At 31.2% G+C, this 14071-nt stretch carries 12 protein-coding genes; all 12 read right to left on the reverse strand.

Going from position 1 to position 14071, the window contains the following annotated elements:
• Window positions 1-857 precede the first annotated feature (857 nt).
• Complete coding sequence (locus FQ085_RS03220; protein ID WP_149455914.1) at window positions 858-2240, reverse strand: sugar phosphate nucleotidyltransferase; 1383 nt, start codon at window positions 2238-2240, stop codon at window positions 858-860.
• Between the two features lie 101 nt (window positions 2241-2341).
• Complete coding sequence (gmd, locus tag FQ085_RS03225) at window positions 2342-3394, reverse strand: GDP-mannose 4,6-dehydratase (RefSeq protein WP_149455915.1); 1053 nt, start codon at window positions 3392-3394, stop codon at window positions 2342-2344.
• Window positions 3395-3405: 11 nt separating this feature from the next.
• On the reverse strand, window positions 3406-4356 hold the full coding sequence (gene fcl / locus FQ085_RS03230) for a GDP-L-fucose synthase (protein WP_149455916.1): 951 nt from the start codon (window positions 4354-4356) through the stop codon (window positions 3406-3408).
• A gap of 175 nt (window positions 4357-4531) precedes the next feature.
• A complete protein-coding gene (locus FQ085_RS03235; protein WP_262499762.1) occupies window positions 4532-5800 on the reverse strand; it encodes a flippase in 1269 nt (422 codons plus the stop codon).
• A 57-nt stretch (window positions 5801-5857) separates the two neighbouring features.
• The gene (locus FQ085_RS03240) at window positions 5858-6871 is read right to left on the reverse strand and encodes a glycosyltransferase family 2 protein (protein ID WP_149455918.1); all 1014 of its coding nucleotides are present in this window, start codon (window positions 6869-6871) and stop codon (window positions 5858-5860) included.
• 8 nt (window positions 6872-6879) lie between these two features.
• Window positions 6880-8067: a CDP-glycerol glycerophosphotransferase family protein gene (locus tag FQ085_RS03245; protein ID WP_149455919.1), complete on the reverse strand. Its 1188-nt coding sequence runs from the start codon at window positions 8065-8067 to the stop codon at window positions 6880-6882.
• Complete coding sequence (locus FQ085_RS03250) at window positions 8060-9274, reverse strand: O-antigen ligase family protein (protein ID WP_149455920.1); 1215 nt, start codon at window positions 9272-9274, stop codon at window positions 8060-8062. Before FQ085_RS03250 ends, FQ085_RS03245 begins: the two co-directional genes overlap by 8 nt.
• A gap of 23 nt (window positions 9275-9297) precedes the next feature.
• Entirely contained in the window at window positions 9298-9837 is a 540-nt protein-coding gene (locus FQ085_RS03255; RefSeq protein ID WP_149455921.1) for an acyltransferase, read from the reverse strand.
• A 1-nt stretch (window position 9838) separates the two neighbouring features.
• Entirely contained in the window at window positions 9839-11023 is a 1185-nt protein-coding gene (locus FQ085_RS03260) for a glycosyltransferase (protein ID WP_149455922.1), read from the reverse strand.
• 43 nt (window positions 11024-11066) lie between these two features.
• Window positions 11067-11882 carry a glycosyltransferase gene (locus tag FQ085_RS03265; RefSeq protein ID WP_149455923.1) on the reverse strand — a complete coding sequence of 272 codons (816 nt, stop codon included), beginning with the start codon at window positions 11880-11882 and terminating at the stop codon, window positions 11067-11069.
• Window positions 11883-11927: 45 nt separating this feature from the next.
• Complete coding sequence (locus FQ085_RS03270; protein WP_188074704.1) at window positions 11928-12809, reverse strand: alpha-1,2-fucosyltransferase; 882 nt, start codon at window positions 12807-12809, stop codon at window positions 11928-11930.
• Between the two features lie 27 nt (window positions 12810-12836).
• Window positions 12837-14066 (reverse strand): glycosyltransferase family 4 protein, encoded by a 1230-nt coding sequence (locus FQ085_RS03275; protein ID WP_149455925.1) that lies wholly within the window; start codon window positions 14064-14066, stop codon window positions 12837-12839.
• Window positions 14067-14071: the final 5 nt, after the last annotated feature.

Consider the following 14071-nt stretch of genomic DNA (forward strand, 5'->3'; position numbering starts at 1 on the left):
TAAGAGTTTTTTGCATAAGACTACTTCTCTGACTGTTCCCCATCCCGCTTTTGTTATTGCAATATCTGCAGAAGGTAAATAGTTTTGAGATTCCGTAAAATTTTAAGGAATGGTAAATACACTAGAAAGATTACTTCAATGTTGTTTGAAACTATAAAAGTACAGTTGTCACTTTTCCACAACTTTAAATCTTCAATTTTTTTGTTTATCTTCATGTCTAATTTAAAGTATATTATTAACTTATCTTTGTTTGGATTAAGTATTTGTCTTATTGAAAGGACTGCTTTACTATTTGTTTCTCGTGCAATAAAGTCATAATTAGTCGTAGACCACCATTCAGGTTCGTTACTACAGGATAAAGCATAAAATTTTCCATACTGTTATAAGCTTGCTTAAAAACCTGTAAAGATTCTTCCGCTATTAAACCTTCATAGGTAGAATACCAAGTGAAGTTAGAAACCCCCACCGTGGGTATGCCTAGGTCTTTTGCAGGCATACATGGCAGGGGAGAAATATCTGATATAGCTATATCCACATTATTCTTTTGTAGAAATTCTTTTTCTTCTCAATTTTGAAATTCCATTTTTTGTAAAATCTAGGTATTTTCTCGTCAAAGCTTCTTTATCTACATCCATACTATTTGGTTTTAAAACATATCCAATATCAGTATGAACGTTTTAAATTCAACATTTAATCCTCTTAGTGAATCCTTTAAAAAAGAATGAGCACATGAATTACAAATTTTAATTTTTAACTTTTTATTAGACTGATTAAAAACTTCTCTAATAATTGCAATACTTCTGGGTGCATGTCCAAAACCATAATCAGATATATAGTAAGCAATGGTTTTCATATTGTTACGAGATGATACTTGCTTTTGATTTTTTGAAATGAGATAAAACGTCTTTCCAATCATAGGCTATTCTATGGATGTCCTCTTCTATAATACCTAATCCTGTTTGCACTTCAATAAATTCTAATTCTGAGAGCGCAAGAATTGCATGTTTTTTCCCTGCCGGAAGATGAACAACATCTCCCGCTTTGACACGCGTAATCTTATCATCCAAAGCTAATTCGCCTTCCCCTTTAACGACAGTCCAGACTTCATCTCGTAAATTATGATAATGATAGGTAGAATTTTTACCCTCAAAAATACATATACGTTTCGTGATCATTTCTTGCTCATCTTCATATTTAGAGTAGTCCAAAGTTCGTGACCATCCCCATAATCGCTCTTCATACATTGGCGGATTAGTGAAGCCTTTAATTAAATCTTTGATTTGAGGGCTTGAAGCCTTATCGCTGACCAAAATACCATCAGGACTCACTGCAACTACCAGGTCTTTACCACCTATTATAGTTACCGGAATATCTAATTCATTAATTAGATGAGTATTTGAAGAGCTTGAAGAAATTACCCCCTTACCAAGCAGCGAAGTCGACATTTCTTCTGTTAAAGTATTCCACGTTCCAAGGTCTTTCCAATAACCCTCGTATGGTAAAGCGACAATCTTATTTGCTTTCTCAACTACTTCATAGTCGAAACTAATTTTAGGCAGTTTACCGTATTGAGAGTTCAGCACATTATAATCGAGAGACAACCCTTTCTCCTCAAGCATCTCTAGTATGTATCCCAATTTAAATGCAAAAACACCACAGTTCCATAGCGCATTCTCTTCCATTAAAACTTCCGCTTGTACTTCTGTAGGTTTCTCTGTAAAGCGGCTCACTTGTATAAAATCAGAAGTTTCCTTTTCAGGAACTATATAACCATATTTTGAAGAAGGATATGTCGGTTTAACACCAATCAAAGCCAAGTCTGCTTTCGATTCCTGAACCAAGGCTTCTAATTCTTTTACTTTATGAAAAAATTCATCCTCAACATATGGATCAACCGGTAAAACGACCACAATTTCATCTTTGGCTACTGCCTGTACTGAATATAAATAGGATGCTGCTAAAGCAATTGCAGGGAAAGTATCTCTTCTTTCGGGTTCAGTTACAATTGGAACATTCAAGCCTAGTTGATGATGAATCATCTCTTTTTGTAGTCTTGACGTAGCGATAGTGGAGGAAGATGCTAAACCTGCTGACTCTAGTTGCCCCCATACTCTTTGTATCATCGACTCTTTTTCCCCATTTTCTTTCTCTAGCATTTTTAAAAATTGTTTTGATCGTGTGTCATTTGATAATGGCCATAATCGCTTGCCCGAGCCGCCAGAAAGTAGTATTAATTTCATCCTATCCCTCACTTAATGATTTATCCATATAATATTTATAATTTACCTATAAATTCTATTTAAATATTATATAAAATAATTTGATTATTTCATCTTGTAACTTAATCAAACATTTTTTTTATTTTTTCTTCTTTTTTTACTTTCTCCATATCCGATTTCATCATAATTTGTACTAATTCTTCGAACGAAGTTCTTGTTGGGTTCCAACCTAATAACGTTTTTGCTTTGGTCGGATCTCCTAACAATTGTTCCACTTCTGCTGGTCTGAAAAACTTAGGATCCACTTCTATAATGACTTCCCCTGTAGTCTTGTTAATCCCTTTTTCTTCTATCCCTTTTCCAAACCACTCAATCTCGATATCCGTCTGTTTAAATGCAAGTTCTACAAACTCCCTAACAGTATGCATTTCACCTGTTGCAATTACAAAATCTTCAGGTTTTTCATGCTGCAAAATTAGCCACATACATTCAACATAGTCTCTAGCATACCCCCAATCACGTAATGATTCTAAGTTCCCTAAAGTAAGTTTCTTTTGTTTCCCTTGTGCAATTCGAGCAGCAGCTAAAGTGATTTTACGAGTAACAAAAGTTTCTCCACGTCTTTCTGACTCGTGATTGAACAAAATACCATTCACTGCAAACATATTATAAGATTCTCTATAGTTTTTTGTTATCCAATACCCATATATCTTCGCGACTCCATAAGGAGACCTTGGATAAAATGGTGTAGTTTCTTTTTGAGGAACTTCCTGGACTTTTCCATATAATTCAGAAGTAGAAGCTTGATATATTCTTGTTTTATCAATTAGTCCTAAAATTCTAACTGCTTCAAGAATCTTAAGAGTCCCTGCTGCATCTACATCTTGTGTATATTCAGGCATATCAAAGGATACTCGAACATGAGATTGCGCCGCCAAGTTATAAATTTCATCTGGCTTAATTTCATTGATAGCACGTATAATACTTGAAGTGTCAGTTACATCTCCATAATGTAAATGGAAATTTTCATTATTTACTACGTCTTCTAATCTTTCTTGATTATAAGAAGAACTACGTCGAATTACACCATGCACTTCATAACCTTTTTCCAGTAAAAATTCTGCTAAAAATGATCCATCTTGTCCAGTAACCCCTGTAATCAATGCTATTTTCATATTATCCTCCATTATTTAGCAACATCTGTTGCATTCTCAATATTTTTTAAAAACCAGTTATATGCTTGTTTTAAACCTTGATCTAGAGAAACTTTCGCTTCCCAACCTAGACTATTTAATTTCTGTACATCTACTAGTTTTCTAGGGGTTCCATCAGGTTTCGAAGTGTTAAATACTATTTCTCCTTCATAGCCGACTATTTCTTTTATTTTCTCAGCTAGTTCTTTAATCGAAATGTCTTTTCCAACACCAATATTCACAAACCCATTCCCACTGTAATTATTCATTAAGTAAACAGTTGCATCCGCTAAATCTTCCGAGTAAAGAAATTCTCTTCTTGGGGTTCCGGTTCCCCATACTTCTACACTGGAAGTTTCATGAAGTTTTGCTTCATGAAACTTTCTTATTAAAGCAGGTAATACATGTGAGCTTTGCAAATTAAAATTATCATTAGGTCCGTATAAATTTGTTGGCATTACCGAAATATAATCTGTGCCATATTGTCTATTATACGACTCGCACATTTTAATTCCAGCAATTTTGGCAATTGCGTATGACTCATTAGTCGGTTCTAAAGCACCCGTTAACAATGAGTTTTCATTCATGGGCTGAGGAGCCATTTTCGGATAAATACATGTGCTTCCTAGAAACAGTAATTTTTTTACACCATTTTGAAAAGAAGCATCTATTACATTAGTCTGAATCATTAAATTATCACGTATAAAATCTGCAGGGAAATCATTATTTGCTACTATGCCTCCAACTTTAGCTGCAGCAAGAAAAACATACTCTGGCTTTTCAAGTTCAAAAAATTTATCTACTTGTTTTCTTTCTGTTAAATCAAGTTCTTTACTATTTCTATAAACTAAATTACTATATCCCTTTCTCTCTAAATCCTTAACAATAGCAGAGCCCACTAAACCTCTATGACCCGCTATATATATTTTTGAACTTTTGTCCATCAATATAATCTCCTACTTTCTCCAAAAAAATTTACAAAGTATATGCCTATTACAAATAGTGTCACTTGACTTATCATTAGACCTGAGTCAAAAAGAGCTAAATATTTTTATTTTTTGGCTTCCAAACTGAAAGACCCATGTATTATGCAATAATATAGCGGGTATTTTGATAAATCTAATTCCATAATATTCTTTTTAGAAACAAACCCTCTAATACTAATTTCGTATGTCCTCGTGTCTCTGGGAATAGCAATGGTGCAAATATGTTAGTAACGAATTGTGTCCCTAGGGAAGCTATCGCAGCACCGACAATCCCCAAATAAGGAATTAAAATTAGGTTAAGCATTATATTGCATATTACGCCCATAAGGGCAAAATATTTTTCGAATTTAATTTTATTCTCGCATATCAACCATATATTTTTAATACTACCTATAAAAGAAGCAGCTGTATACCAAACTAATATTTGTAAAGCAGAAGTGGCTCCTATATATTCATTTCCATACAAAATTAGGATGATATTTTTTGCAAAAAAACATACGAATATTCCATATAAAATACTTAACCATATAATTACAGCATACAATTGAATTAATTTTTTTTCGTAAGACTCTGTATTTACTTCTTTCGCACTCATAATAAGTGGTCTTGCTGAATCAATAATTGCGTAAGGAATAAAAGACCACATAATTGTTATTTTCAATGCCGCTGAATATATTCCAACTGAATATACATCCATGAAATACTTGATCATAATTTTATCAGTTTGGGCATAGATTACTACTAGCATACTTGAAAAAATAAAATGATAACTTTGCGACAAAAGTTTTTTTGCTGTGAATAAGGAAAATTCTAATTTAGGCCCTTCATTTTTAACATATGCAATAAATAGCATCAAGCCTGCTAATCCAATGTCTAATGTTGTAGAGAAAGCAAACCATAAGATAGATTTTCCAGTAATTAGTATGAATGTTTTATAAACTATTAATATGATATATGAATATACTTGAGCAATAACAGCTTTCTTAGAATTCATCTTCGATTGAAACCAAAAATTTATAAGTTCAAAAGCTTGGAAAGGAATTATTAGTGACTGAATACATGCTACAATAATTAATTCCTTATCTCCCTCTCCGGTCAAAAATATTATTAAAATTAACAAAATAGAAGATATGCAGCCAACAACTATTCTTAATATTAAAGCTGTCCCCAACAACTTACCTTGCTGTTTTTCGTTAGAAACAAACTCCTTAATTATTATTGCATTTAATCCCAGTGTAGAAACTGCAGTAAAAAACATCACGAAAGATTCTATATAACTAATTACACCGTAATTTCCAGGACCTAAGTATCTAACTGTGAATATTCCTATCACTAAAGATAAAATCATCTGAAAAATTTTACCGCCGATAATCCATAAGGTATTGTTAAGGAAACTTTTAATTTTTAATCACGTCTCTATCCTCTATTCTACTTAAATAAAGATCTAATGTTTTCTAATTTAAACATTTAATATTTTTCTGAATTTCCTTATACTTATCAAACAGATATAGAGTAATCTAGCATTTCCTAACTTAATTAATCTATTAACTAATTTATCACTAGGTAATGCTAAGTGTTTTTTCATAGTCGCAGTTGCATTTAATACCTCTTTAACATTTATGATTTTATTAATTTCAATTATTCTCTCATTAGCTGAAGAATAATCAATACAATTATATAAGCGATATAATGAAGCTTTTGCAGTAGCATAATACAAATTTTCAATTACACTTTCATATTCTTTATGTGCGATTCCTTTTTGCGCCAAGATTTTTTTGTACCTATCAATAAAAACTATATTCTTCGAAAAATAAGAACTAATCGGTTTATGAATTGTGGAATTTTCATTCCAATATCTAAAATAGACTGCTCGGAAATCAAAAATTATCTTATTTCCACTATATAAAAAGTAAACTAAATTAAACAAAGCATCTTCACTTAGTTTTAATGATTCTTCGAATCTAATATTATTGTTCACTATTGTAGATTTCTTATATACTTTATTACACACGCTAAAAGTATGCTTCGTTGTACTAAGATATTCCTCAACATAACTGTCCTTCCCTAGTTCATAATAGACAATGTCATTATTTTTAATAGAAACATTTTCAAGAAGACCATGAACATCCTGCCTTCGATAACATATAAAATCAGGTTTGTTCAATAAGATTGTTTCTACTAAACTTACGATTGTTTCACTGGCCAACTTGTCATCTGCATCCACAAACATCAGATATTCTCCGTTAGAATATTCTATGCCTAAATTCCTAGCAGAACTAACTCCTTTGTTTTGCTTATTGACTACTTTTATTTCAGGATAATTTTCCAGTATACTATTAGTGCTATCAGTAGATCCATCATTAACAACAATTATTTCTACTAATGGGTCTTTTTCTTTTACTAATGAATCTAATGATCGTGTTAAATATTTTTCACCATTATAAACTGGTACTATTATTGAAATTAAACACATGACTTAAATCACCTATCTCTTTCAGTTACAAGATCTTGAATTGCTTCAAATGTTCTAATACAGTTTTTCTTATCATTAATTAAGAAAAAACTATCAGTCCTTTTAGAGTACTTTTCAGAGATATTGTAATTAATAGAAATACTTTCTGATAAAGCTTCTAATAGTTCATTAATATCTTGACAAACCGGTCCAAATCCGTCATTTTCATAATCATAATATCCTTCTTCATATTGTGTTTTCCTATAATCGTCGTAGTCAAAGTGATAATAAATTATCGGTTTATTCATATAAGCAAAATCAAAATATACACTTGAATAATCTGTTATTAATACTGAAGATTCTTTTAACAAATCTTGAATATCGTAATCACTTATTTTCGCTATAACCACATTTTCGCTGTTTGAATTAAAGCAACTAATAAACTTTTGAACTTCATAATGAGGATAAAAAATTAATTTAATATTAGTTTTTTTTAATTTTTCTTCCAATATTGATGAATTAATTAATTCTTGATATTTTTTATAATACTCCGTTTTTTTAAACTCACTACTTTCTTCTATTCCATTATGCATCCATCTCCAGGTAGGCATTAGAAGAATCTGCGACTTGATTTTAAAATCATCGTGTAAGCAGTCGAATCGAGTTAGTCCAAGGTATTTTATAACGTCCTGTTTAAAACCAAAATTTTTCAAGACATATTCATATTCAGGTTTTGCACCACAAATAAATAGATCTAAACGGACTTGATCTGAGTGTAATGTTGTAAGATTGTCTTTTATAATACCGTGTTGAAGAAATACTTTGATACCTGAAACAATTTCCAGATACTTTTCTACACTCGTAAAAAAATCTATATTGGGTGAATACCCCATTATATGAGTGCTAATTTTAACTTTTGATAAAGCAAAAAGAAGGTAATGCCTAAAAGAACCAGCATTAACAGTTGGCCCTATTCGAACAACTTTATTATAATCAGATGAATTACGAGCTATTACATAATATGCGTTAATATCAGAATGATGCTCTCTCAAAAACTTAAAAAACACAACACCATTATCTCTTGCATCTGTCCCACGTTCGGCTATCAACCAAACGTCTCTATAGGATTTATTTAGCTTCATAAATACTGATATAACTAATGCAACAAGGTATTTGAAAAAGCACCAAGAATATTTGAGGTATCTAATTCTATCCATTACTTTTTACCTCGCTTTTAATGGATTTTTCACTTACCATATTTTTTCGTATTGTAAGAAAAATTAACATCCCCCAAAAAAACTTTGTAGTAAACGCGTCCAAAAATGTAATTGAAACTAATATTCCCGCCAAAGCCGCTAGTTCAAAACCTTTTCTTTCTTTTCTAATAACTTTTGTATTTTTATATAAGTAAATAGAAAATATTATAAAACCAATGAAACCGTATTCCACTAATAACGCTAGATAAGTGTTATGTGCGACAGCTCCAAGAGTAAAACCAATCTCCTTTAATGCAGGTATAGTACTCCCAGCACCAACACCAAAAATTGGATACTTCGAGATTAGTTCTATTAAATATGACCAAATTAATAATCTAGCAGCCCCACCATCCCGCTGTCCTGTCATACTATCGATAGAAAATCTTGCTTGAATTGTTTGTGGTAAAGTTTCTAGTATATACGGTAATAAAATAAATAATATAGTTGTGATAGCTAAAATTGAAAGAGTTTTTCTTAAATCTTTTACTTGTAATAAAATACTTACAGTTAGCATAGCTGTAATGCCCAAAATTCCTCCGCGTGAACCCGTTAGTAAAGAAATCCACGTTAACATTATAAGAATAACTAAATAAATTGCAGCCTTAACTTTATTATTTTTTAGTGAGGTAAAAAATCTTTCGACACAAATCGCCATTGGTAAAATGAAAGTTGCGACTAGATAATTGGGATCAAAATCACTATCTCCCGCTCGCAGTAACAAACGTCCTTCATATGAATCATACATTGTGGCACTTGGTATAAAAATAATATATAGACCAATGCACACTACTCCTAGAATACTAGCACTCTTTATTAGTTCGTATTCCTTTGATTTATAATTAATGAAACTAACCAAAAATAACATCATGCTATTTTTCAAGTAAATTAAATAATAATGTTGCCAATAACCCTTATCATCGGGTGCCCAAAAAAATGAAACAAAACCATAAAACATCCATAATAATAATAATAACTGAGTGCTATCAAAACGAACTCTTTCTTGTTGATTTCTTACAATATCAATAAATACAAATGGTATATATAAAATTGCAATATACCTCAACAAGCTTCCAAAAGACGTAGCTAGAGGATATTCAAAAGGTAACATAAAAAAATACGCTATTAGAATATAACTTGAAAAGTTTTTCCGAGAAATTATATTAGTCATTTTCTGCACATTCACCTTTTTTATTAGTAACCTTTTACTTTTTTAAATATGTTACTTTTTTTTTGATAGACTATTGTATCGTCAGGTATTTGCCCTTTAACAATAGTTCCCGCGGCGATGACACAATTATCACCAATTTCTGTCCCCCGAAGAATTACACTATTAGCACCTATCCAAACATTTTCCCCAATACTCACTGGAGTTGAAACAAGGGGAGCATTTGGCAAGTTTTTATAATCATGATCATGATCAACTATTACAACGTTATTACCTATCTTACAATTTTTTCCTATTGAAATTTTTTCAATACTAGTAATGCTACTGTTTGTATTAATAAAACAACCGGATCCTATTTCTAGCTTTCCAGACTCGACCCGTATGGCTACGCCTCTCCTAGTTTCAAGTGAATGATTGATTATAACCTCAGATTTACCTTTAATTTTCAAATCAGTATCCCAATGTACACTTTGAAATGGACTAACTTTCAACCTATTTAAATAAATAAGATTCCAATAGATTATTTTGGGTAGCCGCAAGAAATAGTTAGTTAGTTTTTTTAACATATTAGCCCTCGATTAATTTTTCTATTTTATCAAATTCTTCTATATTCGAATATTCTCTTAACTTGATGTTTTTCTTTAATTCATCTATATCATAGAGCCTCTTGTTAAGATTCATTAGAGATTCATATAAACTAATATCATCATTATTTACAATTACACCATCTATTCCATCTTCTATTTGTTCCCTTGATGAAACATACTCAGTAACAAGTGATGGTAACCCCAACATGTGAGCTTCTGTAATTGCCATTGGCTTCCCCTCATACCGAGAAGGAAGAAAAAACAAATCCATATCTTTCATATATTTAAAAGGGTTCTTTTGCTCTCCTAAAAGAAAAATATTCTCTTCTAATTTTTCTGTTGAAATATAACTCCTTAATTTTTCATAATCAGGACCATTTCCAATGATATACCATCTAATATTAAATTCAGTTTGCTCTCTTTTCAATCGACCAAGAATCTTAATTGCCCTATCCAATCCTTTATGTGAAAATACTATTCTACAAGTCGTGACCATATTTATATAATTTTTATCTATTTTTAAATCAATATCATTTTCTTCTGCAAATTCGAGAATTGTTTTCTCTGATAATATATTTTCAATTACTAATGACTTAAAAGAATAGTCTGGAAAAGATTGATTGAAACTTTCTTTACAATTTTCTGAAACTACAACTATATTATCAAACTGATCATAACTTTTTTGATCGTACTTCGGTTCTAATCCACTACCTAAATAATCTAAATGTAGCCATGCTATTTTTCTTTCTGCATTAACGTTGGAAGCGAGATACGCTGTGGGCCAGCATTCTAGGAAGCCAATCGCTACATCATAATAAGTTTCGACAATACGATCCATTTTAATTTTTTCATATGCCATTATCTGATGTGAAATAAGCAAATTTTCACGTTTCATAGCTAATTTTTGAGCTTTAATATACACCAAACCAATTGATGGTTTTAATAGTACATTAAATAGTCTACCTACTCTATTTGGATAGGGGTGGGCTTGCTTTAATATATTTACCTCCGAGGGAATCATATTATAAAGCGGTCCATCATTTATACCCAAAATTAAATCAACTTCGTATTTTGAATAATCAAATAAATTTAAAATCGATAATAAGCTTGTTGTGCTGCCACCAATCATCATATCTGGATATATAAATAGAATTCTTTTTTTCATACGCACCTCTATAAAATTAATGTAGCTTTCAACAACAATGTTACTATCTAATAGAATATTGATTTTTTAGAGTGTAAACTATATTTGCTATTCTATTATAAGGTTTTTCGAACCAGAGTTGCGTTGAAAGCCATTGTTTTATTGGATAAAGCATAATCATCTGCAATAGACGAGATAGAAAATATTCTTTTCTACTAAAAACTTCTTTAAGAATTTGTTTATGTTCAAGCAATCCACGCTTCTTATTTGATATAGTTTCAGAAAAACCTCCACCCTGATAATACGACACTACAACTGGGATATATTTCAAATTGAAGTTTTTAAGTTTAAACGCTGAAATGTAAAAATGTGCATCTGCTGCAATTTTATATTTAGTGTCAAATAAACGTTTTTGCAAGAAGTTTTTTTCATAGAATGTAGATTGATGACATAATATTTTGGTAAAGCAGATATAGTTTGTCATCTTACGGGGTGCTTGAAGAATAACATTTCTATTTCCCGTAAAGTTGTCACCATAATAAATTTTAGCTCCTATATTTTTAGAAATCTCTCTAGCTGTATCGGAGAGAGTAGTCTCTGAGTAGAAAGTATCACCACAATTTAAGAATATAACATATTCACCTCCGACATATTGAATAGCCTGGTTCATAGCATCATATATACCAAGATCTTTTTCATAGTATATAGATATCCTATTATTGACGGGTAGTCTTTGTGTAGAACCGTCTGATGATAGACCATCTTTAACTATAATCTCATATCCCGAATAATCTTGGTTAAGCACAGATTCCACCGTTCTTTCAAGATCACCTCCTGCGTTAAGGCTAACTATAATTATGCTAAACTTAATATCCTTCATACACTCTCTCCTAATTCATCCAATTTGCCTCTTCAATATATTAATTCATATTGGGATTTTACACCATTCGGTTGGTAGGATATCATTATTTCCAAAACCCTGCTCAGGTGCCCAGACACTTTTATCAATATTTGAATTGAGCCAAGCCCCCCACCAACTAAAAGTGCTATTTGAAATAATTTGATGCTTGCAACGACTTATCAATATTAATTCTTCAAAATCTTCACAGGAGATATCATCTGAAATAATATGAGAATTAGGCAAATTTTTATAATTTTCCTTAACCCACTTTACATCGTTTGTAAAGAAATAAAAATGAGGATTTGGTATTTTTTCATAAGCCCTTTTAATTGCTTCATCATAATATTCCTTACTAATTAACACGAGTTTACTGAAAGGATTTTTATTGTTAACATAATCTCCTCTTCTAACATGTATCGCAATGCTGTTCTCTTTTTCGAACTTAGTAATAAACCCTTGCATTTTTAATGATATACTTCTTTTTAATTCAAATTGCGATATCAACTCACTTCTCATATTTTCAAAATAGAGAGGACACTGCCAATAACCATCAATATAAACATTATTTCGGTTGTAAACTTTAAGTTCTTCTTTATAATAATGTCTAGTTTCTTTTAAGTATTTGAATCCATCTTCGATTGGAAGACAGAAAGTGGAAGGTATTCGAATGATTCGATTAACATTTTTTGTGTTAAAAAAATTTGTCATCGGGGAAAGATTTTTTTTAGACAAAGTTTCAGGGAATTTCAAATTAAATTCTAGAATAATCGGTTTTCTTAAATTTTGTTTTTCATAAAAAGAAATATCCAGTTTTAAACCTGTTTTTAGTTTTTCCGCGAGTTGATACCCATAAGCGTATTGGAATAATTGGTTGCCCAACCCCCCCCATAACTTAACAATTATCATTTTAACCCTCCACATTGATTGAACATCTTATCTATAAAGTAATACGTTAACAATCTCATTTATTTTTCTATATGAATTTTGACGATCAAATTCTTCTTCCGCTAGTTCCCTCGAATTCCTCTTCATTTCCTGCTTTTCGAAAGGGGTTAAAGAAAGTACTCTATTAATTGCTTCCACCATTGACTTAACGTCTTCCGAAACATAATTAAAACCTATTTTCTTTTCTTCAATCATTCTTTTAAATTCTAAATTAGGACTTCCGTTAATTATGGGCGTTCCAGCTGAGACATAGTCGCTAATTTTATTTGTTATACTTTGTGGTGCATTAGATTTTATTGCATTCACAAGAACATCTGAATTTTTAAGGTTATTAACCATTGTGTTATAACTAACCCATCCGGTAAATTCTACATTTATTCCAGCATCTTCAGAATGTTTTTTAAATTTATCTTCTAATGGTCCGCTTCCCATAATAATTAATTTTGTATTTCTGACCCCTTTTAAAAAATGCAAGTTTTTTATTGCCTCTATTAACGTTCCAATATCATAACTATGACTTAATGAACCTGTATATGTAATCCATTTTTCTCCTTCGTTCTTTTCAATTATGTTGGTGGTAACATCACTACTTTTATCAACAATTGAAAGATCTGTACCTAAAAAAACTTTCGCTTTTTCAGGGTTTTTATGTGATACAGAGACCGCTCTATCAAGGTAAGTTTGGGAACAAGCTACTATTCCATCAGCCATTGAATATACTTTATTCGCTAAGGTTTTCATTGGATAAAAAGCAATATTACTAATTATCGGTATGTTAAATGCCATTTTCATTGCTTCTGGCCATAAATCTTGGACATCAATGATGAATGGTATTTTATTTTTTTGCGCATAATTTGCAGCTACTAATCCTGCTTCATGTGGTGGTACTGAACAATATATCAAATCAAATTTTTCTTGCTTTGTAAGCCAATTTTTTAAATTAATCGCAAAAGTCCTTTGACTCTTTATACGTTGAAAACTTATATTTTTCTCATAACCTGGATCATTTAATATAATTACTTCATAGGGTAAATCAGTGTGCTCTTGAATTTCCCAAGCGCGTTGTTTCTTATCAACATCTCTAAAACTACTTGTCACCTGTGTTACTTGGTGTCCATCTAAAGCTAAATTTTCACATATATACCTAAATCTACTTCTGTTATTACCTTTTTCTCCAGGAAGTTGAGTAAACTGAGCTACAACTAGAACCTTTTTCATATCAT

The organism is Planococcus sp. ANT_H30 (assembly GCF_008369335.1).
Taxonomy (GTDB): Bacteria; Bacillota; Bacilli; order Bacillales_A; family Planococcaceae; genus Planococcus; species Planococcus kocurii.